Below are 26,736 nucleotides of genomic sequence, written 5' to 3'. Positions count from 1 at the left end.
GGTCATACTGGCGACGGCGCCATCAGGCCCGCGCCCGTCGAAGCCACTACCAGCGTCAACGCCTCAAAGATCGATAAGTGCGGCTGGAGTACTAGCTTTTCGGCCTGCCGCTTTGACCGGCGGCAGGTCATCGCCCCTGAACTTTGTGAGTCCGCGAGTAGATCCCCTCTTACTATGGGAGCCGGATCATCATCGCGTCCGTCACTACCGCCTCAGGGGCAGGCCGCACGGTGCCGACGATCGTCCAGCCCCACCGCTGATACATGGCGTGCGCCAGAGTGTCCGGCCGCGACAGCAACGTCGCGCACAGCTCGGTGCGGCCATCGAGGAGTGCGGCCAAGAGCCGCTTGCCGAGTCCCTGCCCGCGATGAGCGGCGAGGAGGTCCAGCTCGACGACGGCGAGCTTGGGCGCATCCAGCACAGCGGCGGGTGGCGGCGTAGCGTCTCCGCCCCACCAGCGGCCGGCGGCCATGGTGAATCCGAACGCGAACCCCACCGGCTCGCCGTCGATCTCGGCGGCCACCAGTTCGAAGCCAGGCAGGTCGGTCTGGGCACGGGTGCGCTCGATGAAGCGCTCGCGGGAGTAGAGCTGCCCCGCGTTGTACGGCGGCTCGCTCCTGATGTTCAGGTAGATGTCCACGTACGGGGCTTCGAGGACGGCCTTGGCGTGCTCCCCGGTCATGTGACGCAGCACGAGCCCCACGGTCATGCCCTCTTCCCGGGAGGAAGCTGTAGGTATGTGCGGTATTCGACGGCGGCCGGTCGCTCCCGATCGACCTCCGGCAGGGACTCCAGCACGGTGGCGGCGACGCGGCGCACGTAGCGGCTGTGGTCCGCTGGGGGTAGCGCGGCGAGGGTGTCGCGGGCGTGGTCCAGGCCGCTGAGGACGTCGCCTCTGCGTACTTCGGCGATCGACTGGTGCAGCTCGACCTGCGCGATCTGGCGGGCGCGCGCGGCCTGACGCGGCTCCGTCCTTGGGTAGGCGGCCATCGCCTCGCGCCGAGCGGCGTCCGCTTCAGGATGGCCGGCCAGTGTGTAGACCAGGGAACGGGAGTGCAGCAGGCGCTCGACCGGCCAGCCGTACAGCGAGGCGGTGTCCTGCACGATGTGGTTCGGGAGACGCTCGAAGGCACGGGCCTGGTCGTCGAGCGCTGCCGCTGCCGCTGCGTGGTCGCCGAGCAGGGCCAGCAGGTGAGCCTTGGCGCCGTAGGCCGACACAGGCGCGCGCCAGGGCTGATTCTTCGACACTGCCAGGGCTTCCTCGATCCTGGCCATGATGACCGGCAGGGGACGCTCCTCGTAGAGCGCCTGGACCGCCTCGACAGCATTGACGGTGCCGAGTAGCTCAGTGTCATCGGCACGGGCTGCGGACCGGCGGGCGCTGGCCCACCAGCGGCGCGACTCCCGTGCGCTGCCCGCGCTGCCGAGCGCGAAGGCGAGCAGGAAGGTCATGCGCGCGTTGACGCGCTCCCAATCGCGCGCCTCATGGCCGGGTGCGGTCAAGGTCAGGCGCTGCAGGGCCAGCAGATCCTGTGCCAGATCCTCGATGACGTCCGTGCGGTCCCGCACGGTGAGGGCGTACTCCCACGCGAGGTCCTCCCAGTCGGCGAGCTGCGATGTGCTCAACCGGTCGTCCACAAGGTCCCGAAGTCTGTCCATGCCGCCGAGGATGCCGGCCAGGGGCCCCGTTGCCCCGAGCGCTACGAGCCCCCCGAGGAGCTGCCTCCGTATTGCGTCCATTTCCTCACTACCGGCTGAGATGTTCGATTTGGTGTCGTGCACCCGCAATTCGGTCAATTCTGCCAGAGTGTCGTAAAGAGTAGTCAACCGTCCATCGGCGTTGACTGCAGCGTCAATGGTTCGAATGGCGTTGGAGGGTGGCCGGTGCACACCCCGTTCCCATTTACCTACCTGCGAATAGTCGACCGGGACAGCCGCTGCGACCGCTCGCAGCCCGAGTCCAGCCTTCTCGCGATGCAGGCGTATGAAGGCCCCGAACAGGGCCCACACGGAGTCTGCGTCTCTTGGCGTTGATGGTATTCCCATCTCGCGTCCTCGCATTCCGTGGCGTCCGTGGCGTGTTCTGTCGCGCCACGCCAACTCTCTGGCGACGATCCCTGACCTGTCTCCACTATGACACCAGCGCGTGTTTGCGCTCTGGGAAATAGAACCCGGATGCGCTGATCACATCGAAGATCCAGGATCAGAAAGGCGAGTTAGGGCCAGTGAATACATATCCGACGTCGCGATCATCTTCGAGCGATCCTGTGCACTCCCGCACGTTCTTCTCCGGGACGGCGCGGGACGGCGTCAGCCCGAGCATCTCCGGCGTCACCGACGACGGCCCCCGCGCCACGGTGCAGCTCTTTGCCGCGATGCTCGACGTGTTGCCTGGCGCTGTGGGGGACGTCCGGCCGGTCCGCTTCGATCATGCGCATCCGCTTGACTACCTGACCTCGCGGCCGGTCACCCGAGCGCTGCGCCGGTCGAGCGGCTCCTTCGTGTTCGCGGGCGGTGTGTAACGTGCCGTTGTTCGACCCGGAGTCGCACGCGCTCGCTGCAGCCGCCGACCAGCATGCCCGCCATCTTCTGACGCAGGCGGAGCTGCAGCTCGAAGTACGAGCCAGGCAGCTCTCGGTGCTGCGCAACACCTACCCCGGATGGGGCATCGCATATGAGCCCGACTCGACCGGCCGGATGTGGTGGACGGCCCGGCTCGGCCACCAGATCACCTTGGAGGAGGCCACGGCCGGAGTCCTGCCGTTCATCCAGTGTCAGGACGCGATCGCGATCGCGACCACGCTGGCCTGGCAGGCGGCTCTCATCCATAACGCCCGGTCCCGCAAGGCGTCCCTCTGACTTCCTGGGCTCGCTGGTGCGGGTGTCGCAGGCGGCGGGTCCGGGCCAACCAGCGCGGCCAGGTGAACACGGATTGCCCGGTGCTCGGGGAAATGGGACAGACCAGACGTGCCGCGCGGTTGGGTTGTGAGTGGGGCAGGGGCGGTGGCTTTCGCGAAAAGCCTGGACATGCCAGGATCACGGCCATGTCGCAGCATGAGGAGACGAGCGGGCCGGCATTACCCGTGCTCCACGAAGGGCCGGCGAGCGGGGAGGAGGATTCTCTCGGCTACTTGCGTACGGCCGGCATGTGGACGTCGATCATCAGCCTCGCGGTCGTCTTCGTGGCGCTGATGGTCGAGAAGGGCCACCCGCCGATGGCCCTGGTCTTCTGTTGCCTGGTGACGGCGATGATCGGCGTGGCGCTGCGGTTCGAGGCGGCCATACGGGAGCGTCGGCGCACGTAGGTGACGTCGTCGATCCCGTCGTCTTTCTCGAAGTACGTGGTCAGGGTTCCAGCGTGATGCCCTCGCGTCCGAGGTCCTCGATGATGCCGTCCACCAGCCGGGTGCCGGGCGTGTGGCGCAGCCGGCCCTCTTCGCGCAGCTCCCGTACGGCCGGAACCGGGTCCGGGTCGGCGAACAGGCGCTCGTCGGCGTAGTCCACCGGCCGTCCCGTGGGATCGATCGTCCAGAAAGACGCCTCCAGCGCGATGCCGTTCGGGTCGCTGAAGTAGATCGAGCGCAGGAAGCCGTGGTCGATGACGTCGGTGACCTCGCAGCCGTGCGCCTTGAGACGGTCGCGCATCCTGATGAGGGCGTCCTCGTCCGGCAGGTGCAGCGCCAGGTGGTCGAACTGCGCCGCCTTCGCGTACGGGACGCCGGCCGGTTTGGCGAAGCTGTCGAGGAGTTGGTCGGCGTATTCGAAGAAGGCGACGGTGTTGCCCGGCGCCACCTCGAAGAAGTAGTGCTTGAAGGCGGGGACGGCGATGGTGGTGACCAGACGGGCGTCGAGCACGCCGTGCCAGAAGCGCACGGTGGCGTCCATGTCCGGGGTCACCAGGGCGAGGTGGTGCACGCCGCGCCAGTGCACCCGATCCGGAGTCGCAGCCATGCCCCAACCGTACGCCTTTCAACTATCTCCGGTAAGGCACGGATTGCTGTCCGCGGCCGGGCCGCGCGGGCACGGGGAGCCGTGCCCGAGCGGCATTGTCGGTGGCCGTTGAGAGGATCGGGCCATGAGCGAACTCAGCACGGCGATCGCCGGCTACTGGGATGCCACCGCCTCGTCCTTCGACGAGGAGCCCGACCACGGCCTGCGGGCCGAGCACACGCGCGCCGCCTGGGATCGTCTCCTGCGCGCGTGGGCGCCGCCCGATCCGGCCGACGTGCTGGACGTCGGCTGCGGCACCGGCTCGCTGTCCGTGCTGCTGGCCGCGGCCGGGCACCGGGTGACCGGCGTGGACCTCGCACCGCGGATGATCGAGCGGGCCCGGGTCAAGCTGACGGCCGCCGGGCTCGCCGGGCGGTTTCTCGTCGGCGACGCCGCCGACCCGCCGACCGGCGCGGACAGGTTCGACCTGCTGCTGTGCCGGCACCTGGTGTGGACCTTGCCCGATCCGGCGGCGGCACTGCGCGAGTGGGCCGGCCGCCTTCGCCCGGGCGGCCGGCTGGTGCTCATCGAAGGACGCTGGGGTGAGACCGAGCAGGCCGGGCCGCCCTACGTGCCGGGAGCCGAGACGCTGCCGTGGAACGGTGGCGTCCGCGCCGCCGACCTGGCCGCTGCGGTGCGGCCGCTCGTCGCCGGGCTGCGGGTCGAACAGCTCGGCGGTGATGCCGATCTGTGGGGCGGGCCGGTGAATGACGAGCGTTATGCGCTCATCGCCCATACCTAGCGGCGGGCAGCACGGCCAGAGGGGCGCCCTGACGAGGCGGCCACTTGGCGGGCCGCCCGCAGGTGTTTCAGCACCCGTGCATAGATCTCCCGGCGGATGCGCTCTCGCAGCCTGTCGATTTTCAGGCGCTGCGAAGGTTCGGCAGAGGCATGTTTCTTGACGGCAGGGGGCCGGTGCGCTTCTGCGGGCCGGTGCGTTCTGAGGGCAGGCCGGTGCACTTTTACGGCAGGTCGGTGCGTTGTGACGGCGGGCCGGTGCACTTTTACGGCGGGTCGGTGCGTTCTAAGGGCAGGCTGGTGCACTTTTACGGCAGGCCGGTGCACTTGTGCGGCGGGCTGATGCGTTCTGAGCGTGGGCCTGTGCAGTTTCGCTACGGGCCGGTGCGCTCTGGCGTGTCGTATGCGCTTCTTCTTGTGGGTTGCCGGCTGCTTGAGCTGCCGGGCGGGTGTCTGGTGCGGGACAGTCGCTTGCGATTGCGCGACCAGCCTCGGCACAGGTGCGGAAACGACGGGAACCGGTTGTGCCAGAGCGGGTCTGGCGAGGAGAGGCTCTGGTGGGACGGCATGGCCGGCGGAAAAGCCGAGACCGGCGCCGAATCCGGTGGCTACGGCGAAGGCGAGCACCATGCAGAGTGGCCCGCGAACTCGTCTGGGGTTGGTCGGTGCGCTGTGGATGAACGCGGACGGTGGAAATTCACACATGTTCGCCCCCCGAGATCATGAACTCAACGTGAGCTGACGATCACTTATTTGTGATCGTTCCCCGATCTCGTCCCGTGTCACAGTCCGTGGTGGCCTGAGCTTTCCCGCCCATGCTTTCTGGGCCAGCCCTTGACGGAGCCGGCGAAACCGAAGGAGCTGGCGAGGTATTTGTTGACGGCCACGTTGAGGACGATGGGCCGGAGGTCGGCGACCGGCGCGCCGCTCAGCGGCGGGCGCGCCGGGGTCGCCGAGGGTGGCGTGCGCGGGTGGCTATCCGCGCTTGAACCGGAGCGTGACCAGCTCGAACGGCCGCAGCGTCAGGGACACCGTGCCGCCCTGCGCCTGCGGCTGGGCGATTGGGCGTTCCAGCAGATCCGTGGCCACGACTTCGGCGACGGGGAAGGCCGCCGTGAGGGTGGCGCGGGCCCGGCCGCCGCCGGACTCGTAGCAGCGGACCACCACGTCGCCGCTCTCGTCGTCGGCCAGCTTGACCGCCGACACCACGACCGCGTCGTCGTCCACCCGTACCAGGGGCTCCACCGGGGTGGAGCCGGGCACGCGGCGCTCGGGCAGGTTGATGAAATGGCCCTCGCGGACCGCGTCGCCGATCGTGGCGCCGGGGACGAGCGCGTGGCGGAAGCGGTGCGCGCCCTGGTCGGTCTCCGGATCGGGGAAGCGCGGGGCACGCAGCAGCGACACGCGCAGCGTCGTGGTCGTGCTCGTGCGGGTGACGTCGTGGCCGTAGGTCGAGTCGTTGACCAGCGCGACGCCCCAGCCGGGCTCCGCCACGTGCACGAACCGGTGGTTGCAGGCCTCGAACTTGGCGGCCTCCCAGCTCGTGTTGGTGTGCGTGGCGCGGAAGACGTGACCGAACTGGCTCTCGGAGGCGTACCGGCCGGCCTGCACGTCCAGCGGGAAGGCGAGCTTGAGGAACTTCTCGCTCTCGTGCCAGTCGACCTCGGTCTCGATGTCCAGCCGGCGGCCGGACAGGGTGAGCGTCTGGGTCACCCGTGAGGAGCCGAAGGAACGGGTGATCACGACCGCGTCCCCGGCCAGGCGCACCTCGTCGGCCGCCACCAGGTCGGTGACCGTGTTGCGGTAGAACTCCTCCACGTCCCAGGCGTCCCACTTGTTCGGGAAGTCGGGGTGGAGCTGCAGCAGGTTCGCCGCCTGGCCGGGGGCGACGGTCTCCCGGTCCGCCGTCACGTCATAGGCCGACACGATCAGGCCCCGGTCGTCGATCTCCACCCGCAGCAGGCCGCTGTCCAGCACGTAACCGCCCTCCGGCCGCGGCCGCGCGCTCACCCCATCAGCCGCGGCGACCGTCCCCGCGCCGCCTGCGGCGACCCCGTGGCGGGCGTGCGGGGCCGCGTTGAAGACCAGCGTGCCGTCGTCGTCGCCGGCCAGGGCCCGCTGGGCGGAGCCGATGATCGCGATCAGCTCCCCGGCCACCGCCGCGTACGTCCGCCGCGCCTCCCGGTGCACCCAGGCGATCGACGAGCCGGGCAGGATGTCGTGGAACTGGTGCAGCAGCACCGTCTTCCAGATCCGGTCGAGCTGCGCGTACGGGTAGGGCGCTCCCACGCGTACGGCCGCCGTCGCCGCCCACAGCTCGGCCTCCCGCAACAGCGACTCACTGCGCCGGTTGCCCTGCTTCGTCTGGGCCTGGCTGGTGAGCGTGGCGCGATGCAGCTCCAGGTAGAGCTCACCCACCCAGACGGGCGGATGGGGATATTCGGCCTCAGCCTTGGCGAAGAAGGCGGCGGGCGGCTCCCAGGTGACAGCCGGCGAGCCCTCCAGGTCGCGCAGCCGGGCCGCCTTGGCCACCATCTCGCGGGTCGTGCCGCCGCCCCCGTCGCCGTATCCGGTCGGGGCCAGGGAGTGCCGGGCGACGCCCTTGTCCTTGAAGTTGCGGGCGGCGTGCGCCAGCTCGCCGCCGCTCATCGAGCAGTTGTAGGTGTCCACCGGCGGGAAGTGCGTGAAGATCCGCGTCCCGTCGATGCCCTCCCACAGGAACGTGTGGTGCGGGAACGTGTTCGTCTGGCTCCACGAGATCTTCTGGGTGAGCAGCCGCTTCGACCCCGCCGCCTTGATGATCTGCGGCAGCCCGGCCGCGAACCCGAACGTGTCCGGCAGCCACACCTCCTCGTTGTCGATGCCGAACTCGTCGATGAAGAAGCGTTTGCCGTGCACGAACTGCCGGGCCATCGCCTCGGAGCCGGGCATGTTCGTGTCGGACTCCACCCACATGCCACCCGTCGGCACGAACCGCCCGGAGGCCACCGCCTTGGTCACCTTCGCCCAGACCTCGGGCCGGTGCTCCTTGATCCACGCCCACTGCTGGGCCTGCGACATCGCGAACACGAAGTCCGGCTCGTCCTCCAGCAGCGCGGTCATGTTCGAGGCGGTGCGGGCCACCTTGCGCACGGTCTCGCGCAGCGGCCACAACCAGGCCGAGTCGATGTGCGCGTGGCCGACCGCGCTGATCCGGTGCGCCGACGGCGCCGCGGGGGAGGCGAGCACGCCGGTCAGCTCGGCGCGGGCGGCCGCCGCCGTGCCGCCGACGTCCTGCAGGTCGACGGCGTCCAGCGCCCGGTCCAGGGCGCGCAGCAGCTCCCAGCGGCGGGCGCCGTCCACGGGCAGCTCCCGCATCAGCTCACCCAGCACCTCCAGGTCCATCACGAGCTGCCACACGTTCTCGTCGAAGACGGCCAGGTCCATGCGGGCCAGCCGGTACAGCGGGTCCGTGCCGGCCGTCTCCTTGTCGCCCATCGGCGTCGGCCGGAACGCGGGATGACCGAGGATGACCGGGTTGGAGGCGGCCTCGATGTGCAGGCGGACCTGCTCGCCGCCCTGGGCGGGGGCGGCGAGGCGGACCCATTGGTTGCGGGGGTTGAGACCCTTCACCGGGGTGCCGTCGGGGCGGTAGACCAGGCCCTCGCACTGGAAACCCGGGCCGCTGTCGTTGAACCCCAGGTCGAGCAGGGCCTCCACGGTCCTGCCCGCCCACCGCGGCGGGATGGTGCCGGTGACCGTGAACCAGCTCGTCCCCCACGGCGCGCCCCACGCGTCGCCGGGCGCGATCGGCCCCGGCGTCGCCGCGAGCCCCTCGGCCACCGGCACCGGCTCGCCCGGCGCGTGCCAGACGGCCACCTCCAGGGGCACGGATTCGGGGTACACGGCTGGGCGGACACGCTCGTCCAGCACCCGCCTGAGCCTGGCCTCGACCAGGTTGCGGTCATCATGCATCAGCGAACTCCCTAGCAAAGGTGACAAATCAGCCTTTAGCACGTTAGGGGTGCTGATCGCGACCAGGCAACGCCGGTCCGACCGGCGCGACGCCGGTCCGGCCGGCACGCCGGTGACCCTCCGTCGGCCTGGCGGAGATCGAGCGTCGTTCGCGCCGGATCGGAGCGCGGGCCGAGCGGCGAGTCGGCAACGCTCATGGCGACGCTCATGTGGAAACGGGTGTGCGACTTTTCTCTCACTCGGATATAACGCGATTTCTTTAATTTGGGCCTCGCTTTTCTCTCGCGTTCTCCTTACGATCACATCGGCCAATCAAGATCGACGGGAGGATCGCGCATGACGATCGAGATCAAGAAGGTCGAAGAAGTCGAGACCACCGGAAACAGCAATAGCTGCTGACCGCCCGCATGGCCTCCTGCGGACACCCACCCGCAGGAGGCCGCCTCCGGACCGCCCGGGAGTCTTTTCATGCCGAGGATTCAAGTGAATCCGGCCTTTCCTCTTTTCATTGACGAGGCGCGCGAACAGGTGCGCCTCGGCGATTTCCCGCCGACCGCCCAACTGCTGGAGCCCGCCCCGCCGCCGCTGCGCCGCCTGATCCGGTTGTGCGCGCGGGCCCCCGTCGAGCAGAGCGACCTGTACGCGCTCATCGGCGACGTGCCCCCCGAGGCCATCGACGCGGCCGTCGGCCAGTTGCGGGCCGCCCGGATCCTGGTCACCGGCGACGAGCTGGACGAGCTTACCGCCGACGCCGGCCGGTCCAGGTTCGCCCTGTGGTTGTCGATGTTCCATCCGGCCGGCCGGGCCTCCGCCGCGCTCGCGGACCTGGCCGGCAGCCACGTCGCGGTGCTCGGCGCCGGCGCGGTCGGCGGCCACGTCGCCCTCCAGCTCGCCACCTCCGGCGTGGGCCGGCTGACCCTGCTCGACGACGACCGGGTGGAGCTCAGCAACCTGCACCGCCAGCACCTCTACACCGTGCGCGACCTCGGCGCGCCCAAGACCGCGGCCGCCACCCGTACCCTGCTCGACCACTGCCCCGAGCTGAAGGTCCGGCAGGTCGAGCGGCGCATCACCGGCCCCGAGGACGTGGTCACGGACGCCGACCTGGTGGTGAACACCGTGGACACGCCGCAGCCGCACATCCGCCGCTGGGTCAACCTGGCCTGCGTCCAGGCGGGCACCCCGTTCGTCACCGGTGGTTTCAACCAGCACACCGGCCTGCTCGGGCCGCTCGTGGTGCCCGGCAAGACCGGCTGCCTGGCCTGCCAGGAACGCGCCCTGGCCGGGCGGTACGACGCGGCCGAGCTGCCGGTCGCCGACAACGCGGGCCGGATCATCCCGTCGTTCGGCCCGCTGTGCGGCGTCGTGTCCGGCATGCTCGCCTCCGAGGTGATCCGCTACCTGACCGGCACCGGCGCGCCCGCGATCGAGGGCCGGAGCGTCTGGCTGGACCTGCTCACCCTCACCACCACGGCCTGGGAGTACGACCGGCTGCCCGGTTGCGAGGTCTGCGGGTGAAGACCGACCTGTCCTTCCTCAGCGTGGTCGCCGACGGCCCCGACGACTACGTGATCGGCAACGGCGAGACGTTCGTCAACGTGCCGGGAGTGGCGGCGGCCGTGGTCGCGGCGCTCGACGGCACCAGGAGCGCCGAGGAGGCCCGCGCGCGGGTGCTGGCCGAACGGGGCGTGGACGTGGACGTCGCCGGGTTCGTCACCGGGCTGGAGGGGGCGGGCCTGCTGCGCCGCCCGGAACGCCCGCCGAACCTGTGGGACCGGATCCGCCCCCGGCACGTCGCCTGGTTCTTCTCCAGGCCCGCCGACCTGGCGCTGCTGCTCCTGACCGCGGGCGCGGTGGCCGCCGCGCTGGCCGAGCCGGGCGTCCTGCCGAACCCGTCCGCGCTCGTGTGGTCCGACGGCCTCACCTTCACGCTGGCGTTCCTGGCAGGCTCGTGGCTCCTGGTGCTGGTGCACGAGCTCGGCCACATCGCCGCCGCCAGGTCCCTGGGCGTGCGCGCCGAGCTGTCGCTCGGCACCCGCCTGCACTTCCTCGTCGTGCAGACCAGGATGACCGGCATCTGGGCCGTCCCCAGGCGGGCGCGGTACCGGGCCCACCTGGCGGGCATGCGGGTCGACTGGTTCCTCCTCTGCGCGGGCGTCTGCCTCCTGTACGCCGCCGACCTGCCCCTGGTGCGGCTGGTCACGCTCATCTGCCTGTCGCAGATCGCCTGGCAGTTCCTGTTCTTCATGCGCACCGACGTCTACTACGCCTTCGCCAACGCCGGCGGGAACAAGAACCTCATGGCCGACGCGCAGGCGTACCTCAGGGGCGCGCCGGCGGGCCGGGTCCGCCGCAGCGTCCGCGTCTACGCCTGGTTCGTGGTGGCCGGGCGGGTGCTCGGCCTGGCCTTCTTCGCCCTCTACACGGTGCCGATCACGGTCGCGGTGGGCAGGCAGGCGCTGGCGGAGCCGCCCGGCTGGCAGCCCGTGGCCACGCTGGCCCTGGTGGCCGCCGGCTGGCTGCTCTATCTGGGCCTGCTCGGCCGCCGCCTGATCAGCTCAGCAAGGAGTGCAGCGCGTCGCCGAACTCGGCGGGACTCCTGAGATAGCCCACGTAGTCGCCCGGCACCTCCACGACCTCGGCGCCGACGTGCTCGGCGACGGCCACGGTGCAGCGGTGCATCAGCGCGCCCCGGGTGTCCGCGCCGTGCGCCAGCACCAGCGGGGCGCCGCGCAGCGCCGCGGCGTCGGGGACGAACCGGCCGAACGACCGTACCTCGTAGCGCAGGCTCGTCTCCATGTTGCTGTTCATCCTGGTCAGCATGTCGCGGACCCAGGCCGGCAGCGCGGGATTGGGGCCGGGCGGCGGGGCCACGCCGGTCTCGTCGCCGAGCCTGCGCATCGCGGGGCCGGTGCCCTCGCGCTCGCCGAGGTCCACCACCTCCTGCGCCAGTGTCCGCCAGCGGGCGGCGTCGGGCAGCAGGTCGAACGCCGGCGGCTCGTGCGCGACCAGGCGCCGCACCCGCTCGGGATGGCGGGCCAGCAGGTCCAGGCCGATCAGGGCGCCCGAATGGCTGGCGAACACGTAGCCGGGCGCGTCCACCTCGCTGAGCAGCCGGAAGGCGTCGTCGGCGTGCTCCTCGACGCGCTGCTCCGCCGGCGGCCCGGTCAGCGGGCTGCGGGTGGCCGCGCGCCGGTCGTAGGTGATGACCGTGTAGCGGCCGGAAAGTGCTTCGGCCAGCGGTCCCGCCATTGCCGCGTCCGCGCCGCCGCCCAGAATGGCGAGCAGCGCGGGCCCTGATCCGCGTACCTCGTAGTAAAGCTCCGCGCCGGGAACCTTCAGCATTCCAGTGTCCATTGCAGTGATGTTATCCAGGCCCCGCCCGGCCGTTCCCGTGACTCTTTCGATTGACGTTGTCCGGGTAAATGCGGCCGGCCGGTTGAATGCCGCGCCGGACGCTTCGGAGAATGGCCGCCCTCTTTCGCCGGGGCGGCCGGCCCGGCGCGGCGGCTCCGGCCGCCCCTGGGCTCCGGCCCGTGGCGGATTCACGACAAGTCGGGATCTAGCCACCGCAACCTCATAGACAGTGGCAGCTCAGGACGGCTTAGGTAAGCGGTACTCGTGCTTACCGATTGTCTGGAGGTCGTTCATGCTGCGTGGATCAGGGCGTCGGGGGCGGGGGCGGCGGGGGACGGTGACGGCCGCCACGGTGGCCGTCACCGCCTCGCTGCTCGCGGCCCCTGCCGCGCAGGCGACCACCGCACCGCCCGCGACGTTCACCGCCGGGGCGGCGAGCGATGAGATCACCCTCATCACCGGTGACCAGGTGCGGATCCAGGCCGTCGACGGCGGGCACCACACCGTCACGGTCACTCCGGCGCCCCGGGCGGACGGCTTCGTGCCGACGTTCCAGGTGCTGGAGAGCGGCGACGGCGTGAGCGTCATCCCCGACGACGTCGCCACCCTGGTGCCGGGGCGGCTCGACACCGAGCTGTTCAACGTGACGGCGCTGGCCGAGCAGGGCTACGGCGCCGCCATCCCGCTGATCCTCACCTACGCCGGGAACACGCCCAAGGCCGCGCTCCCGTCCGTCAAGCAGGTCCGCACGCTGGAGAGCATCGGCGGCGCGGGGGTGACGGTGGCCGCCGCGGACGCGGCGTCGTTCGGCGCCGAGCTGACCAGGCTGGCCGCCCCGCAGGCGCGCGCGGCCGGCCCGCTGGCGGGCGTGTCGAAGATCTGGCTCGACCGCAAGGTGGAGCCCGTGCTGGAGGAGAGCGTGCCGCGGATCGGCGCGCCCGAGGCGTGGGCGGCCGGCTTCGACGGCACGGGCACGACCGTGGCGGTGCTCGACACCGGCGTGGACGCCACGCACCCCGACCTCACCGGCAAGGTCGCCGGTCAGCGCGACTTCACCGGCGAGAACGTCGCGGGCGACCCGCACGGCCACGGCACCCACGTGGCGAGCACGATCGCCGGAGCCGGTTCGCCGGGCGGCGGCAAGGGCGTCGCGCCGGGCGCGAGGCTGCTCAACGGCCGCGTTCTGGCCGGCGACGGCTACGGCCAGCTTTCCTGGATCATCGACGGCATGGAGTGGGCGGCGGGCGAGGAGCACGCCGACGTCGTCAACATGAGCCTCGGCGACAACGTCGCGGGCGGCCCGCTCACCTCGGCGGTCACCCGGCTCACCCAGCAGTACGGGACCCTGTTCGTGGTCGCGGCCGGCAACGACGGTTGCGACCAGTGCGTCGGCACCCCCGGCGACGCCCCCGAGGCGCTGACCGTCGGCGCGGTGGACAAGCAGGACGGGCTCGCCGTCTTCTCCAGCAGGGGCCCGATCGTGGCGGACGAGGCCGTCAAGCCCGACGTCACCGCGCCCGGCGTGGCCATCAACGCCGCCAAGGCGGGCGGCGGCCACGTCGCGATGTCCGGTACGTCCATGGCCACCCCGCACGTCGCGGGCGCGGCGGCGCTGCTGCGCCAGGCCCGCCCCGGCATCACCGGCGCGGAGCTGAAGTCGCTGCTGATGGCCGGCGCCAAGCCGGGCCAGGACATCGCGGTGGACGCGCAGGGCGCGGGCCGGATCGACGTGGCCGCCGCGCTCAAGGGCTCGGTCGTCGCCACGCTGGGCTCGCTCACCTTCGGCAAGCTCGTCAGGAACGACGAGAAGAGCCTCACGATCGGCTATCACAACCTCGGCCAGGCGCCCGCCGAGCTGGCTCTGGCGAGCGGCGCCGGCTTCACCGTCGAGCCCGCCACGCTGACGATCCCGGCCGGGGGCACGGCCGAGGCCAGGGTCACCCTCAAGGCCGCCGAGCCCGGCCGCCTGCGCGAGGAGCTGACGGCCACCGTCGCGGGCGGCCCGGCCGTGCGCACGCTGCTGACCGCCGGCGTCGACGACAAGCGCGTCGAGCTGCGGGTCCGCGGCATCGCCAGGGACGGCCGGCCCGGCCGCGGCGGCTTCACCGTGCTGAACCTCGACGAGGGCACCCTGGTCGGCCGCGTGCTGCCGGGCGACCCGGCGCAGCCGTGCACCGAGCAGAAGTACGGCAGCGGCACCTGCCTGCTCGTCCACCCCGGCACCTACTCCGTGCTCGGCCACCTCTTCACCATGCCCGCCACGCAGGACAGCACCACCGGCGGCAAGCCGCTCAACGAGAGCCTGCTGGGCGACCCGGAGATCACGATCACCGAGGACACCGAGGTGGTGCTGGACGCCCGCAAGGCCGTCGAGGTCAAGATCGAGACCCCGGACCACAAGACCAAGCGGAACACCGGCGCCGCCGCCGCCCTCATGTGGTACCGCGCCGGCGAGCAGGGCACCGCGCTGCGCGGCGGCACCACGATCTCGCCCGGCGGGCAGGTCGAGGAGCGGCTGTTCGTCCAGCCGACCAGGAAGGTCACCAAGGGCACGTTCGTCGTCGCCACCCGCTGGCGGCTGAAGGCCCCCGACATCGCCTTCGCCACGCTCGGCCTGGAACTGGAGCCGGAGTACGTCGATCCGGTCTCCTTCAGCGACTTCGCCACGGAGTATCCGCGCCTGGACGGCACCCGGCTGCTGCCGGCCGCCGACGCCGGCCGGGGCAGCGCGGCGGAGATCAAGGCGAAGGACCTGCGGGGCAGGCTGGCCGTCATCCGCCGCACCGCGGGCGTGCCGGTCTCGGCCCAGGCCAACGCCGCCGCGGCGGCCGGGGCCGCGATGGTGGCCGTCTACAGCGACCAGCCGGGCGCCGACGTCACCACGGGCGGGAGCGCGGTCAAGCTGGCCGTCCCGACCGTGCGCCTGTCGCACGAGCAGGGGCTGAAGCTGGTCGAGCGGCTGCGCCGCCTGCCGGTGCCGATCCTGGCCAAGGGCATCGTGGCCAGCCCGTACGTCTACGACCTGTACCTGCGCGAGAAGGGCCGGGTACGCGACTCCCTCACCTACGTGGTCAGGGCGAAGTCGCAGGCCAAGATCGAGACCGGCTACCACAGCCAGCTCTCCGACGACGTGACGGTCAACGAGTCCCGCTTCGTCTTCGAGCCGTGGGACACCCTGTCGATCTCCACGAACCTCCCCATGGCCAAGGCGCCGCGGACCCGGGTCGACTACGTCACCCCGGACCCCGACCTGCGGTGGAGCTCGTCGGCGATCACTCCGGAGCGCTCCTACAACAACATGTGGCCGCACCAGGACACGCCGCGCATCGCGATGGCGTCGCCGGACTTCCGGCCGTACGAGGCGGGGGAGCGGGTCAGCAGGACGCTGTTCAAGCAGCCGCTGCTGCCCGGCATCAATCCGCGCAACCCGCTGCGCAGGGAGGGCGACCGGCTGCGCGTGTCGATGCAGGGCTTCGTGGACGCCGACCGCAACTACGGCGACGCCTACACCAGCGACTTCGAGCACGGGCTGAAGACCGACTTCCGGCTCTACCAGGACGACACGCTGCTCTGGCAGACGAACTACCTGCCCGCCGGGGCGGGCACGGCTGCGCCGGAGCGGGCGACGTACCGGATCGAGTACGACGTGGCGAACGAGGCCGCGTGGGCGCGGTTGTCCACCCGGACCAGGGGCGTGTGGACGTTCCCCTCGGAGCGGGCCGCGGAGACGACGGTGATCCCGCTGCTGCTGGCCACGTTCGACGCGCCGGTGGACCTGAAGAACCAGGCCGGCTCGCGCAAGCTGGGCCTGTCCCTCTACCACCAGGAGGGCTCGCGGGGCAGCGCGATCAAGGACGTGTCGCTGGAGGTGTCCTACGACGACGGCGCCGTCTGGAAGCCGGCCCGCCTGCGGAACAAGGGCGGCGGGTCCTACGAGACGACGCTCGGCCGGTCGCCGTCCGGTTACGTCTCGCTGCGGCTGCGGGCCTCCGACGTCGAAGGCGCCACCCTGACGCAGGAGGTGATCCGCGCCTACGCCGTGCGCTGAACGGCGGCGGGCGTGGCGCGGGTGAGCAGGACCTGCGCCACACTCGCCTTCAGCAGGGCGGCCATCCGCACGACCGGGACCAGCGTCAGCGCGAACAGCAGGCCGGCCACGGTGTAGAAGCCCACGAACAGCACGTCGTCGTCGCCGATCCCCAAGAGCGCGGGCAGGGAGACCTCGGAGCCGGGGATGGCGGCGACGGCCCAGCCGTAGAGGGGGAAGGTCAGACCGGCCACGGCGCCCGCCCACCACACGGTCACCAGGACGAAGGAGGCCACCGCGAACGGGAAGGCGATGATCCCGTGCAGCAGGTCCATGACGGCCTGGCCGCTGGTCAGCGGGTTCATGACACGGCGGAACCAGCTCGCGCCGGCGGGGGCACGGGTGTAGCCGGGGTGGCCGACCGGGTAGCCGAGCACGCCGGGGAGCATGACGCGCTCGATGTCGGCGAGATTTCTGGCCAGCGCGGCGGTCGCGGCGAGGATCGGCAGGCCGACGAAGGCGACGGCGCTGCCGAGGCCCGCGGCGACGCCGCCGACGACGGCGGCGAAGAGAATGACCGCCGCCGGGAAGCCGAGCAGGACGTAGCGGGTGTCGGTGAAGAGGCGACGCTGGAGGGATCTCATGCCCACGACGCTACGAGCCTTGAAGTCGCCGAACGACCCTGCCCACAGCCGTCTCCATGGTAGGGACAGCCCTACCGGACGAAGCCCCGGTCCGACCGGTCACGCCGGAAGGCGTCCAGGCGGGCGAAGTCGAGATCGTGGGTGGAGACGGGCGCGTCGGGCGGGCCGGTGAAGAAGCCGGTGTGGGTCTCGGGGCAGGGATTGGCCAGGCCCGTCACCCCGGCGCACGGATGGCCGTGGTAGGTCGTCTCGTGGTGCCAGTCGCTCACCGCCACGTACGTCATGAACTCGTACGCCCGCGCCACGCTCATGTGCTGCCATAACGCGCGGGCCGGCGCCGGGCCGTCCCACCGGGTGACGGAGAAGGCCGGCACGAGGACCGCGTCGAGGCCGTCGCGCCCGGCCAGGCTCGCCGAATACCACAGGTCCGCGCAGAGCAGCACGTGCAGCCGCCGCCCGTGCAGCTCGAACCCCGGGCTCGGCAGCCCCGCGACGATGCCGGAGCGCAGTTCGAGGCCGTAGGGGTGGACCTTGTCGTACTCGGCCAGCAGCGTGCCCGCCGCGTCGTACACCGCGCCCCGGTTGACCGCGCCGTCGTAGTGCGAGCCGCCGACGACCGCCATCCCGGAGCCCTCGGCCAGGGCGCGGACCCGGGCCAGGTAGTCGGGGCGGGACAGGCGGGAGCCGGCCAGCTCGGGCAGGAGCATGACCTCGCCCGTCCGCCCGGGGACGAGCTCCTCGATCGCGTCGAAGTTGGCGTGACCGTCGGGGGACCAGCGAGGGGGCTGAACCAGGAGGATCTTCACTCTTCCTACTGTGGCCGATGGGCGGCACGGACCGCGGTCAGGTCCGCTGTCCGCCGCCCGGGATGGCGGCGAGCAGCTCGCGGGTGTAGTCGTCCGACGGCCGGTCGAAGATCTCCTCCGCCGTGCCGCTCTCCACGATCCGGCCCTCCCGCATGACGTGCACCGTGTGCGAGATCATCCGTACCACGGCCAGGTCGTGGCTGATGAACAGGTAGCTGAGGCCGAGCTCCCGCTGCAGCCCGGCGAGCAGCTCCAGGATCTGCGCCTGCACGAGCACGTCGAGCGCGGAGACGGCCTCGTCGAGCACGACCAGCTCGGGCGAGAGGGCCAGGGCCCTGGCGATGGCCACCCGCTGGCGCTGGCCGCCGGACAACTCGTGCGGCAGCCGCTCGGCCAGCGACGCGGGCAGCGCCACCTTCTCCAGCAGCTCGGCCACCGTCTTCGCGCGCTCGGCCGCGGTGCCGGCGCGGTGCACGCGCAGCGGCTCGGCGATCGACTTGCCGACCGTGTAGCGCGGGTCGAGCGAGGCGTACGGGTTCTGGAAGACCGGCTGCACCCGCCGGCGGAACGCGAACAACTCCCGCCGCCCCAGCGCGGCCAGGTCGGTGCCGTCGAAGCGGATGCCGCCCGACGTGGGGTCGTCCAGACCGAGCAGCAGGTTCGCGGTGGTCGACTTGCCCGAGCCCGACTCGCCCACGATCGACACGGTACGCCCGCGCGGCACGCTGAACGACACCCCGTCCACCGCCGTGAACTCCTCGCCCGTCCCCCTGATCGGGAACACCTTGCGCAGGTTCTCGACCACCACCAGGTCACCGGCCGCCCGGGGCGGCTCGCTGACCCGGACCGACGACAGGCTCGGCACCGCCCGCAGCAGCCGCCGGGTGTACTCGTGGCCGGGCTCGGCCAGGATGCGGGCGGCCGGCCCCGTCTCGACGATCTCCCCCTGGTACATCACGGCCACCATGTCGGCCCGCTCGGCCGCCAGCGCCAGGTCGTGGGTGATGAGGAAGACGGCCGTGCCCATCTCGGCGGTGAGCTGCCCGAGCTGGTCGAGGATGCGCCGCTGCACGGTCACGTCCAGCGCGGAGGTCGGCTCGTCGGCGATGAGCAGCTTCGGCCGGCAGGCCAGGCCCATGGCGATGAGCGCGCGCTGCCGCATGCCGCCGGAGAACTCGTGCGGATACTGCCCGGCCCGCCGCTCCGGGTCCGGGATGCCCACCATGTCCAGCAGTTCGGTCACGCGGGCGCGGGCCGCCCGGCCGGCGGCCACCCCGTGCACCTCCAGGGCCTCGGCGATCTGGTCGCCGATGCGCATGAGCGGGTTGAGGTTCGACATCGGGTCCTGCGGGACCAGCCCGATGCCCGCGCCGCGGATCGCGGTCATCTCCCGCCGGCTCGCCTTGGCCAGGTCACGGCCGTCGAACAGCACCTCGCCGCCGGTGATGCGGCCGTTGTCGGGCAGCAGCCGGTTGACCGCGGCGGCGGTGGTCGACTTGCCCGACCCGGACTCGCCGACGACCGCCACGGTCTGGCCCGGCATGATCCGCATCGAGACGTTCTTGACGACGGTGACGTCCTGCCGGCGGGTGCGGAAGGCGACCGAGAGGTCCCGGATCTCCAGAAGGGGGTTCATGCGGTCCTCGATCGTTGCGTGGTGACCTGCAGCAGGTCGTGCCAGAGGGCGTCGGTGGACGCCGGGGTCCCGGTGACCAGGAGCCGGTTGCTGGCCAGGACCAGGGAGATGTCGCGGCGCGGCACGAACCCGATCGCGCAGCCCACGTAGCCGGGGTGGCCGAGCACGGTGACCGTCTCGTCCCCGAGGGTGAGGTCGTAGCGGCGGAAACCGAGCGCCTGCCCGGCGTCGGGGCCCGGGGCGAAGAACTCGCGCGCGACCTCGGGCCGCCACAGCCGGTCGTACTCCTCGTAACGGGACATCGCGGCGCAGTACTTCAGCAGGTCGGGCACGGTCGAGAAGAGCCCGGCGTGCCCCGACACGCCGTCCATCGCGTGGAAGGCGTTGCCGTCGGCGACCTGGCCGGTGACCGGCTCCAGGCGCCAGCGGGCGAAGTCGCCGCTGCGGTAGGGCACCGGGTACGGCCTGCCGGTGTCGAGCATGGTCATCTCGACGCGGTCGTCCAGCGCGCTGGTGGCGACCTCCGCGCCGGTCGGGCGGGCGTACGTGGTCGAGGTGAGCCCGAGCGGCCTGGTGACCAGCTCGGCCACGGCGCGGTCCAGCCGCGATCCCGTGACGGCCGCGACGACCTGACCCAGGAGGATGAAGCCGAGGTCGGAGTAGTGCCGCGCGCGGCCGGGACGGTACCGCGGCGGCGGCATGCCCGCCTTGACGTAGAGCGGCCACCACTCCCACAGGCCGCCCCGGTGCAGAAGCAGGTCGCGGACGGTGATCGCCTCATAGGAGCGCGTCAGGTACGTGCGCAGCGGCGCGTCCAGGTCCACCAGGCGGTCGGACACCAGGCGGATGAGCGCCGTCGTGGTGGCCACGACCTTGGTGACCGAGGCCAGGTCGTGGTGGGTGTCCAGGGTCATCGGCGCCTCGCCGGCCCGCACGCCGTCCGCCCAGCGCACGCTCCGGTGACCGGCCACCTCGGTGAGATCGAACTCCGGGGTGCGCGCGGCCATGACGATCCCGGCCGGCGGCTCCACCCGCGCGGCCGGCTCGGCCGGCTCGGCCTGCTGGGCCTGCGTCATCGGGTCAGCACCAGCGCGCTCGGCGGCTCGGCGACCGGCGCGGGCAGGACGAGCGGCCCGGCGCCCGGGGTGAGCGTGCCGAGCACGCGGGCGGCGGCTGCGCCCGTCCCGCCGGTCACGGTGCCCGGCAGGCCGTGCGCGGTCAGCCAGCCGATCAGGGCGAACGCGATCGCCTCCTTGTCGTCGGCGGGCGCGCCGTAGTCGTCCGACGGCGTCACCGCCACGCCGGGCAGCGCCTCCCGCAGCCCGCGCATGATCACCGGGTTGCGGGTGCCGCCGCCCGAGACGACGAGCGTGCCCACGCCGGCGGCCAGCACGTCGGTGGCGACCGTGCGCACGGTCAGCTCGGCGAGCGTCGCCACCAGGTCGGCGTCGGAGATCGTCCCGTCCATGCCAGCCCCGGTGCCGCCGTTCTGGCGGGCCGCCGCGACGGCCGACTCCACGTAGGCCAGGTGGAACAGCTCCTTGCCGGTGCTCTTCGGCGCGGCCAGCCCGTAGTAGGGCTCGTCCAGCAGCACCGCCAGCAGCCGCTCGTCCACCCGCCCGGACGCCGCGATGGCCGCGCCCTCGTCGAACCCCAGATCGTTCAGCCCGCGGCTGGTCACCACGGCGTCGATCAGCGCGTTCGCCGGCCCGATGTCATAGGCGAACAGCTCACCGTCGCGCATCACGGTCATGTTCGCGATGCCGCCCAGGTTGAGCGCCGCCGCGCCGCCCTCGCGGGCCCCCAGCAACATCCCGTCCAGCACCGACACCAGCGGAGCCCCGTGCCCGCCCGCCGTGATGTCCCTGATGCGCACGTCCGACAACACGGGCACGCCGGTCCGCTCCGCGATCCACGCGGGCTGGCCGATCTGCAGCGTCCCGAGCGCGTGCGCGCCCTCCACCCAGTGGAAGACCGTCTGCCCGTGCGACACGATCAGGTCCACGGGCCCGCCCAGCGAGATCGCCGCGGCCGCCGCGGCGGCGAAGCTCTGCCCGATGAGCGTGTCGAGCTCGCACACCTCCGCCAGCGTGGTCGGCGCGGGCGGCAGCGCCGCGACGAGCCGCGCGCGCAGCTCCGGCGGGTACGGCGTGCTCGCGGTGTAGCCGACCCGCCCTTCCAGCACGCCCCCGGCCAGGGCGAAGTCCACCGCGGCCACGTCGATCCCGTCGTGCGACGTGCCGGAGATCATTCCGAGAACTCTCATGCCTGCTCCCCCAGAGCTGTGCGCAGCCGCCCGCCGGCTCCGGCCAGTCGTGCCGCGGCCTCCTGCGGCGACAGGTCGAAGCGCGAGGCGACGACCGCCTGCTTGACGTTGAATCCGTTCCGGCGCAACACGGCCAGGGCCTGGTCGCGCTCGGTCCCGGTGATCGTGCGCACGATGCGGACGGCCCGCTCGCGCAGCTTGCCGTTGCTGGCCTTCACGTCGACCATCAGGTTCCCGTACGTCTTGCCGAGCCGGACCATGACGATCGTCGAGAACATGTTGAGCACGAGCTTCTGCGCCGTGCCCGCTTTGAGCCTGGTCGAGCCGCTGATCACCTCGGGCCCGACGAGCACCTCGATGGCGTGCTCGGCCACCTCGCTCAGCGGGGCGCCCGCGTTGCACGACAACCCCACGGTCAGCGCGCCGCGCTCGCGGGCCCGCCGCACGGCGGCCACCACGTACGGCGTGCGCCCGCTGGACGCGATGCCCACCACGGTGTCGAGCGGGCCGATCCCGGCCCCGTCGACGGCCGCGATGCCGGCCGCCTCGTCGTCCTCCGCGCCTTCGCACGGCGACACGATGGCGCTCGCGCCGCCGGCGATGACGGCGAAGACCTGCTCGGGCGGCGTGCCGAAGGTCGGCGGGCACTCGGAGGCGTCCAGCACGCCGAGCCGCCCCGGCGTGCCGGCGCCGAGGTAGACCAGCCGGCCGCCGGTGCGCATGCGCGCGGCCGTGGCCTCGATCGCCGCGGTGATCTGCGGCAGCGCCGCGCCCACCGCGCCGGGCACCGTGGCGTCGGCCGCGTTCATGGTCGCGGCCAGCTCGCCCACGCTCATGGTGTCGATCCCGGCGAAGCGGGGATCGGCCGATTCTGTGGTCAGTTCTGAGAGATTCACCGCTTGCCTCGGTTTCGCGGGTCGAGAGTGTCACGCAGGCCGTCGCCGAGCAGGTTCAGTCCCACCACCAGGAGCACGACGACGGCGCCGGGTGCGATCAGCGTCCACGGGGCCACGAAGACCAGGCTGCGCGCCTCGAAGATCATCGAGCCGAGCGACGGCGCGGGGGGCGGGGTGCCCAGGCCGAGGAAGCTCAGCGAGGCCTCGGTCAGCACCGCCCACGACAGGGACAGCGCCACCTGGACGACGATGATCGAGGTGATGTTCGGCAGGACGTGGCGGAGCATGATCTGCCAGCGGCTCTGGCCGGTGGAGACGGCCGCTCTGACGTACTCGATCTCCCTGAGCGACAACACCGGCCCCCGGGTGACGCGGATGAAGATGGGGACGTACACGACGGCGATGGCGACGGCGATGGTGAACCAGTTGCGGTCCAGCACCGACGCCAGCGACAGCGCCAGCAGCAGCGGCGGGAAGGCGAACAACACGTTCGTCACCCCGCCGATCGCGCCGTCGGCGAAGCCGCGGTAGAAGCCGGACACGAGGCCGCCGAGCGTGCCGACCACGGTCGCGAACGCCACCGCGACGATCGCGATGAGCGCCGAGTTGCCCACCCCCGCAGCCACCCGCGAGAAGACGTCCCGGCCGAACTGGTCGGTGCCGAACAGGTGCTCGCCCGACGGCGGCAGGAACCGCGACGGCGGATGCTGGGCGATCGGGTCGTAGGGCAGCAGCCCGAAGAAGGACGACACGGCGACCACGGCCAGCAGCACGAGGATCACCGAGCCGGCCAGCCCGCTGGGGCTGCGCCGCAGCAGCGCGGTCATGAGGCCCCCACCCGCGGGTCGATCACCCGGTAGAGCAGGTCGGTCAGCAGGTTGACCAGCACGAACGCCAGCGCGATGACCAGCACCGTGCTCTGGACGACCGCGTACTCCTTCTGCTGGATGCCCAGGAGCACCTGCCGGCCGATGCCGGGCACGGAGAAGATCTGCTCGACCACGACGGCGCCGCCGAGCAGGTAGCCGAACTGCAGGCCCGTCATGGTCACGATCGGCACGAGCGCGTTGCCGAGCACGTGCCGGACCTGCAGCCGCCGCTCCGGCACGCCCTTGGCGCGGGCGGTGCGGACGAAGTCGTTCGAGCGCACCTCGAGCACCGCCGTGCGGGTGGTGCGCAGGATCGGCGCCGCGATGCCGAAGCCCAGCACCAGCGCGGGCAGGAGCATCTGTTCGAGGTTGAGCAGCGGATCCGCGAAGAGGGTGGCGAAGCCCTGGCCGTTCGGGTTGAACCCGAAGGACGCCGCGAAGATCGACAGCAGCGTGGTGGCCAGCAGGAAGGCCGGGATCGACAACCCCGCCAGGCTCACGACCTGGCCGACGGCGTCCCTGGGGGAGTTGGCCTTCGAGGCCGACACCATGCCGAGCGGCACGCCGATCAGCAGCGCCAGCACGATCGAGAGCACCGCCAGCTCGAACGTCACCGGCAGCGACTGCAACGTCAGGTCCAGGACGCTCTGCTGGGCCCGCGCCGAGTAGCCGAAGTTGCCGGTGAACATGTTGCCAAGCCACGAGAAGAACTGCGTGACCAGCGGCTGGTCGAGGCCGTAGTAACGCTCCAGGGCCAGCTGCTGCGCCGGGGTGAGGGCCGCGGCCTCGGTGCCCAGCCCGGCCGTGATCTGGTTACCGGGAATGGCCCGGAGCATGACGAACACGAACACGGCCACCCCGAACAGGGTGCCGATCGTGGCCGCCACGCGCCGGGCCACGCGGTTGCGGACGAGTGCGCGCATCAGCCGACGGACGTGGTCCGCAGGTACTGCAGCGAGCCGCTGGCCATCGGCGTGAAGCCGCGCACGTCGGACGTCGTGGCGGTGTAGGTGAAGCCGGCGAACAGCCAGATCCAGGCGGCGTTGTTCTCCAGCTCGTCCGACACCTTGCCGTAGATCGCCTTGCGGGCGGCCGGGTCGGTCGTCGCCTTGCCCTCGGCGAACAGCTTGTCCAGCTCAGGGGAGCTGTAGCCGGCCACCTTGTTCAGGTTGCCCTTGCTGGTGAAGTAGCGGGCGTAGGAGCCGTCGGGCTCGGGACGGCCGCCGTTCAGCGCCACGGCGGCCTCGAAGTCGGCCGCCACCCAGCGGTCGACGAACGCGCCCGACTCCAGCACCTCCAGGTCCAGGTTGATCTTGGCCTCGGCGAGCTGCGCCTTGAGGTTCTGGGCCTCGTTGACGGAGGTGGCGTACTCGCCCTGAGAGACGATGGCCTTGATCGTCACTCCGCCGGACTTGCCCGCCTTGCCGAGGTACTCGGCGGCCTTGGCCAGGTCGCGGGCCGGGCAGGGCCGGCTGTTCGGGTCGGACTTGAACGCCGGGGCGGTGATCGGCCCGGTCACCTCGCCCTCACCGAGCGCCGCCGTGTCGAGCACCTGCTTGCGGTCGATCGCGCACTGGACGGCCAGGCGCACGTTGACGTCCTTGAGGTCGCCCTTCTGCGCGTTGAGCTGGAGGGCGTGGTAGTTGAGCTGCGGCGTCTTGGCGACGGTGATCGTGCCGCCGCCCTGCGCGGTCTGGGCCACCAGCGGGTCGTTGAAGACCGCGAGCTGCACGTTGCCCGACTGCATCGCCGAGACGATCGACGACTCGTCGGGGATCACGCGGAACTCGACCGTGCTCACCTTGGGCTTCTCCGCACCCCAGTACTTGTCGTTCTTGACCAGCGTGATCGACTGGCTGGGCACGCGCTTGCTCAGGGTGAACGGTCCCGTCCCGTTGGGCGTGGTGTTCAGCTTCTCCTCGGTGTCGGCGGAGGAGAGCATCGCCATGTTGACCGTGGCCAGGTTCGCGGGCAGCGCGGCGTCGGCGCCGGTCAGCTCCAGCACGACGGTGCCCGGGTCGGGCGCCTCGACGGACTTCACCGCCGACAGCGACGCCCTGGCGACGGCCGCGGTCTTCTCATCCATGATCTTGCCGAGCGACGCCTTGACGTCCTCGGAGTCGAACGCGCTGCCGTCGGCGAAGGTCACGCCCTGACGGAGCTTCAATGTGAGACTCTTGCCGTCCGCGGCGCTCTCCCAGGATTCGGCCAGTCCCGGGACGACGTTGAGGTCCTTGTCGAACTCGGTGAGCGTGCCGTACAGGTTCTGCAGCACGTTGACGGCCTGGAACTGGGTGGCCTTCCACGGGAAAAGGGTGTCGGGGTCGGACGTCACGCCGACCACCAGGCCCTTGGCAGCGGCCGCGCCGGTGCTCGTGGCGGGGCCGGAGGAGGACGAACAGCTGGTCAAAGCGATGGACAGCGCCGCGGCGAGGCCGATCGCGGAGAACGCGCCACGGCGCATGTGGTCTCCCTGGGGCAGTAGGTCATAAAATTACGCAGACCATACCATCAGGGTACTTATTTTCCTTCACGCGGGATGGGTGAAACGATGGGCGAAGACGCGGAGACCGTGCTGATCCGCATCCGCGCGGCCGTGCCGGCGCTGCGGCCTTCCGAGCGGCGCATCGCCGAGGAGTTCACCCGCGATCCGGCGGCCGCGGCGAACCTGTCGATCGCCGAGCTGGCCGCCCGCTGCGCGACCTCCACGACCTCCGTGGTGCGGTTCTACCAGCGCATGGGCTACGCCCACTACAAGGACTTCAGGATCGACCTGACCAGGGCGGTGGCCAGGGAAGAGCTGGCCAGGTCGAGCCTGCCCGAGGTGTCCGGCGACATCGACCGCCACGACAGCCTGGAGGGCATCGTCTCCAAGGTGGCCACCAACGAGACGCTCTCCATCGCCGACACGGCCAGGTCGCTGGACATGGGGGCGCTGGCCGAGGCGGTGGCGCTGCTGCTGGCCGCCCGCAGGATCGACGGCTTCGGCGTCGGGGCGAGCGCCCTGGTGGGGCTGGACCTGCAGCAGAAGTTGTCGCGCATCGGGCGTACCGCGATCAACTGGCCGGACTCCCACTCGGCCTGGACCTCGGCCGCCACGCTCGACCGCACCTGCGTGGCGGTGGCCGTCTCGCACACCGGCGCCACCGTGGACACCGTCGAGTTCCTGACCATCGCCCGCAGGTCGGGCGCTTCGACGGTGGCCATCACGAACTTCCGCGACTCGCCGCTGGCCCGCGCCGCCGACGTGACGCTCACGACGGCCGCGCGGGAGACGAAATTCCGCTCGGGCGCGCTGGGCAGCAGGATCGCCCAGCTCATGGTGGTGGACTGCCTGTTCACGGGGGTCGCGCAGGCCTCCTACGACGACTCGATGCAGGCCCTGCGCGACACGTACGCGGTCGTGCACGACCGTGTCATCCGCAAGCGCACCTAGCTCGCGCCGGCCCGTCCCGCGGTCCGCGACGGGCAGGTTCACAGGCCGGATTCACCTGGGGTTCACCGTCGATCCCTACCTTGAGGGCCATGTGCTGGAAGTACCGTGCCAACGCGA

22 protein-coding genes and 1 pseudogene are annotated in these 26,736 nt (G+C 71.5%); 8 read left to right on the top strand and 15 right to left on the bottom strand.

What is annotated here, in order from left to right:
• Window positions 1-172 precede the first annotated feature (172 nt).
• The 3 genes and pseudogenes from ACWD0F_RS47320 to ACWD0F_RS47310 all read right to left on the bottom strand — a co-directional run.
• Window positions 173-709 (bottom strand): N-acetyltransferase family protein, encoded by a 537-nt coding sequence (locus ACWD0F_RS47320; RefSeq protein ID WP_449889005.1) that lies wholly within the window; start codon window positions 707-709, stop codon window positions 173-175.
• Complete coding sequence (locus ACWD0F_RS47315; protein ID WP_449889008.1) at window positions 706-1,659, bottom strand: hypothetical protein; 954 nt, start codon at window positions 1,657-1,659, stop codon at window positions 706-708. Before ACWD0F_RS47315 ends, ACWD0F_RS47320 begins: the two co-directional genes overlap by 4 nt.
• 177 nt (window positions 1,660-1,836) lie before the next feature.
• A pseudogene (locus ACWD0F_RS47310) lies at window positions 1,837-2,046 on the bottom strand (helix-turn-helix domain-containing protein); the annotation flags it as partial.
• 221 nt (window positions 2,047-2,267) lie between these two features.
• On the opposite strand from ACWD0F_RS47310, the gene ACWD0F_RS47305 reads away from it, so the two are divergent.
• The 3 genes from ACWD0F_RS47305 to ACWD0F_RS47295 all read left to right on the top strand — a co-directional run bounded on the left by ACWD0F_RS47305 (window position 2,268) and on the right by ACWD0F_RS47295 (window position 3,305).
• Window positions 2,268-2,522, top strand: coding sequence for a hypothetical protein (locus ACWD0F_RS47305; RefSeq protein WP_449889003.1), 255 nt, complete (start codon window positions 2,268-2,270; stop codon window positions 2,520-2,522).
• A 1-nt stretch (window position 2,523) separates the two neighbouring features.
• Window positions 2,524-2,859: a hypothetical protein gene (locus tag ACWD0F_RS47300; protein WP_449889001.1), complete on the top strand. Its 336-nt coding sequence runs from the start codon at window positions 2,524-2,526 to the stop codon at window positions 2,857-2,859.
• 185 nt (window positions 2,860-3,044) lie between these two features.
• Window positions 3,045-3,305 (top strand): hypothetical protein, encoded by a 261-nt coding sequence (locus ACWD0F_RS47295; protein ID WP_449888999.1) that lies wholly within the window; start codon window positions 3,045-3,047, stop codon window positions 3,303-3,305.
• A gap of 40 nt (window positions 3,306-3,345) precedes the next feature.
• Here the strand turns inward: ACWD0F_RS47295 and ACWD0F_RS47290 are convergent, their stop codons facing one another.
• On the bottom strand, window positions 3,346-3,951 hold the full coding sequence (locus ACWD0F_RS47290; RefSeq protein ID WP_449888997.1) for a VOC family protein: 606 nt from the start codon (window positions 3,949-3,951) through the stop codon (window positions 3,346-3,348).
• 124 nt (window positions 3,952-4,075) lie between these two features.
• Between ACWD0F_RS47290 and ACWD0F_RS47285 the strand changes: the two genes are divergently transcribed.
• The gene (locus tag ACWD0F_RS47285) at window positions 4,076-4,732 is read left to right on the top strand and encodes a class I SAM-dependent methyltransferase (RefSeq protein ID WP_449888996.1); all 657 of its coding nucleotides are present in this window, start codon (window positions 4,076-4,078) and stop codon (window positions 4,730-4,732) included.
• Window positions 4,733-5,703: 971 nt separating this feature from the next.
• Here ACWD0F_RS47285 and ACWD0F_RS47280 read toward each other — a convergent pair.
• The gene (locus ACWD0F_RS47280; protein ID WP_449888995.1) at window positions 5,704-8,682 is read right to left on the bottom strand and encodes an alpha-mannosidase; all 2,979 of its coding nucleotides are present in this window, start codon (window positions 8,680-8,682) and stop codon (window positions 5,704-5,706) included.
• Between the two features lie 528 nt (window positions 8,683-9,210).
• Between ACWD0F_RS47280 and ACWD0F_RS47275 the strand changes: the two genes are divergently transcribed.
• Window positions 9,211-10,200 (top strand): TOMM precursor leader peptide-binding protein, encoded by a 990-nt coding sequence (locus ACWD0F_RS47275; RefSeq protein WP_449888993.1) that lies wholly within the window; start codon window positions 9,211-9,213, stop codon window positions 10,198-10,200.
• Window positions 10,197-11,285: a hypothetical protein gene (locus ACWD0F_RS47270; protein ID WP_449888991.1), complete on the top strand. Its 1,089-nt coding sequence runs from the start codon at window positions 10,197-10,199 to the stop codon at window positions 11,283-11,285. The genes ACWD0F_RS47275 and ACWD0F_RS47270 overlap by 4 nt, the downstream gene beginning before the upstream one ends.
• On the opposite strand, the gene ACWD0F_RS47265 is transcribed toward ACWD0F_RS47270, so the two are convergent.
• Complete coding sequence (locus tag ACWD0F_RS47265; RefSeq protein ID WP_449888989.1) at window positions 11,236-12,039, bottom strand: alpha/beta hydrolase; 804 nt, start codon at window positions 12,037-12,039, stop codon at window positions 11,236-11,238. The genes ACWD0F_RS47270 and ACWD0F_RS47265 overlap by 50 nt on opposite strands.
• A gap of 292 nt (window positions 12,040-12,331) precedes the next feature.
• Here ACWD0F_RS47265 and ACWD0F_RS47260 point away from each other — a divergent pair, with 292 nt between their 5' ends.
• Window positions 12,332-16,087: a S8 family peptidase gene (locus ACWD0F_RS47260; protein ID WP_449888987.1), complete on the top strand. Its 3,756-nt coding sequence runs from the start codon at window positions 12,332-12,334 to the stop codon at window positions 16,085-16,087.
• Here the strand turns inward: ACWD0F_RS47260 and ACWD0F_RS47255 are convergent.
• The 9 genes from ACWD0F_RS47255 to ACWD0F_RS47215 form a co-directional block, all read right to left on the bottom strand.
• Window positions 16,072-16,710 carry a sensor domain-containing protein gene (locus tag ACWD0F_RS47255; RefSeq protein WP_449888985.1) on the bottom strand — a complete coding sequence of 213 codons (639 nt, stop codon included), beginning with the start codon at window positions 16,708-16,710 and terminating at the stop codon, window positions 16,072-16,074. The genes ACWD0F_RS47260 and ACWD0F_RS47255 overlap by 16 nt on opposite strands.
• A gap of 71 nt (window positions 16,711-16,781) precedes the next feature.
• The gene (locus tag ACWD0F_RS47250) at window positions 16,782-17,516 is read right to left on the bottom strand and encodes a carbon-nitrogen hydrolase family protein (RefSeq protein WP_449888983.1); all 735 of its coding nucleotides are present in this window, start codon (window positions 17,514-17,516) and stop codon (window positions 16,782-16,784) included.
• 37 nt (window positions 17,517-17,553) lie between these two features.
• Entirely contained in the window at window positions 17,554-19,152 is a 1,599-nt protein-coding gene (locus ACWD0F_RS47245) for an ABC transporter ATP-binding protein (protein ID WP_449888982.1), read from the bottom strand.
• The gene (locus ACWD0F_RS47240) at window positions 19,149-20,228 is read right to left on the bottom strand and encodes a serine hydrolase domain-containing protein (RefSeq protein ID WP_449888980.1); all 1,080 of its coding nucleotides are present in this window, start codon (window positions 20,226-20,228) and stop codon (window positions 19,149-19,151) included. The genes ACWD0F_RS47245 and ACWD0F_RS47240 overlap by 4 nt, the downstream gene beginning before the upstream one ends.
• On the bottom strand, window positions 20,225-21,418 hold the full coding sequence (locus tag ACWD0F_RS47235; protein WP_449888978.1) for an anhydro-N-acetylmuramic acid kinase: 1,194 nt from the start codon (window positions 21,416-21,418) through the stop codon (window positions 20,225-20,227). Before ACWD0F_RS47235 ends, ACWD0F_RS47240 begins: the two co-directional genes overlap by 4 nt.
• Window positions 21,415-22,314, bottom strand: a complete 900-nt coding sequence (murQ, locus tag ACWD0F_RS47230; RefSeq protein WP_449888976.1) for an N-acetylmuramic acid 6-phosphate etherase — start codon at window positions 22,312-22,314, stop codon at window positions 21,415-21,417. The genes ACWD0F_RS47235 and murQ overlap by 4 nt, the downstream gene beginning before the upstream one ends.
• Window positions 22,311-23,141 (bottom strand): ABC transporter permease, encoded by an 831-nt coding sequence (locus tag ACWD0F_RS47225; protein WP_449888974.1) that lies wholly within the window; start codon window positions 23,139-23,141, stop codon window positions 22,311-22,313. The genes murQ and ACWD0F_RS47225 overlap by 4 nt, the downstream gene beginning before the upstream one ends.
• Entirely contained in the window at window positions 23,138-24,106 is a 969-nt protein-coding gene (locus ACWD0F_RS47220) for an ABC transporter permease (RefSeq protein ID WP_449888972.1), read from the bottom strand. The genes ACWD0F_RS47225 and ACWD0F_RS47220 overlap by 4 nt, the downstream gene beginning before the upstream one ends.
• Entirely contained in the window at window positions 24,106-25,647 is a 1,542-nt protein-coding gene (locus ACWD0F_RS47215; RefSeq protein ID WP_449888970.1) for an ABC transporter substrate-binding protein, read from the bottom strand. Before ACWD0F_RS47215 ends, ACWD0F_RS47220 begins: the two co-directional genes overlap by 1 nt.
• An 87-nt stretch (window positions 25,648-25,734) precedes the next feature.
• Between ACWD0F_RS47215 and ACWD0F_RS47210 the strand changes: the two genes are divergently transcribed.
• Window positions 25,735-26,619, top strand: coding sequence for a MurR/RpiR family transcriptional regulator (locus ACWD0F_RS47210; protein ID WP_449888968.1), 885 nt, complete (start codon window positions 25,735-25,737; stop codon window positions 26,617-26,619).
• Window positions 26,620-26,736: the final 117 nt, after the last annotated feature.

The sequence above is a fragment of the Nonomuraea sp. NPDC002799 genome (assembly GCF_053592075.1).
This window is presented reverse-complemented; position numbering and strand designations above follow the sequence as displayed.

Coding starts and splice junctions, on each gene's coding strand:
- ACWD0F_RS47245 (WP_449888982.1), bottom strand. CDS start 19,152: ATGAACCCCCTTCTGGAGATCCGGGACCTCTCGGTCGCCTTCCGCACC.
- ACWD0F_RS47225 (WP_449888974.1), bottom strand. CDS start 23,141: ATGACCGCGCTGCTGCGGCGCAGCCCCAGCGGGCTGGCCGGCTCGGTG.
- ACWD0F_RS47255 (WP_449888985.1), bottom strand. CDS start 16,710: ATGAGATCCCTCCAGCGTCGCCTCTTCACCGACACCCGCTACGTCCTG.
- ACWD0F_RS47315 (WP_449889008.1), bottom strand. CDS start 1,659: ATGGACAGACTTCGGGACCTTGTGGACGACCGGTTGAGCACATCGCAG.
- ACWD0F_RS47240 (WP_449888980.1), bottom strand. CDS start 20,228: ATGACGCAGGCCCAGCAGGCCGAGCCGGCCGAGCCGGCCGCGCGGGTG.
- ACWD0F_RS47285 (WP_449888996.1), top strand. CDS start 4,076: ATGAGCGAACTCAGCACGGCGATCGCCGGCTACTGGGATGCCACCGCC.
- ACWD0F_RS47220 (WP_449888972.1), bottom strand. CDS start 24,106: ATGCGCGCACTCGTCCGCAACCGCGTGGCCCGGCGCGTGGCGGCCACG.
- ACWD0F_RS47260 (WP_449888987.1), top strand. CDS start 12,332: ATGCTGCGTGGATCAGGGCGTCGGGGGCGGGGGCGGCGGGGGACGGTG.
- ACWD0F_RS47215 (WP_449888970.1), bottom strand. CDS start 25,647: ATGCGCCGTGGCGCGTTCTCCGCGATCGGCCTCGCCGCGGCGCTGTCC.
- ACWD0F_RS47265 (WP_449888989.1), bottom strand. CDS start 12,039: ATGGACACTGGAATGCTGAAGGTTCCCGGCGCGGAGCTTTACTACGAG.
- ACWD0F_RS47290 (WP_449888997.1), bottom strand. CDS start 3,951: ATGGCTGCGACTCCGGATCGGGTGCACTGGCGCGGCGTGCACCACCTC.
- ACWD0F_RS47280 (WP_449888995.1), bottom strand. CDS start 8,682: ATGCATGATGACCGCAACCTGGTCGAGGCCAGGCTCAGGCGGGTGCTG.
- ACWD0F_RS47210 (WP_449888968.1), top strand. CDS start 25,735: ATGGGCGAAGACGCGGAGACCGTGCTGATCCGCATCCGCGCGGCCGTG.
- ACWD0F_RS47320 (WP_449889005.1), bottom strand. CDS start 709: ATGACCGTGGGGCTCGTGCTGCGTCACATGACCGGGGAGCACGCCAAG.
- ACWD0F_RS47295 (WP_449888999.1), top strand. CDS start 3,045: ATGTCGCAGCATGAGGAGACGAGCGGGCCGGCATTACCCGTGCTCCAC.
- ACWD0F_RS47235 (WP_449888978.1), bottom strand. CDS start 21,418: ATGAGAGTTCTCGGAATGATCTCCGGCACGTCGCACGACGGGATCGAC.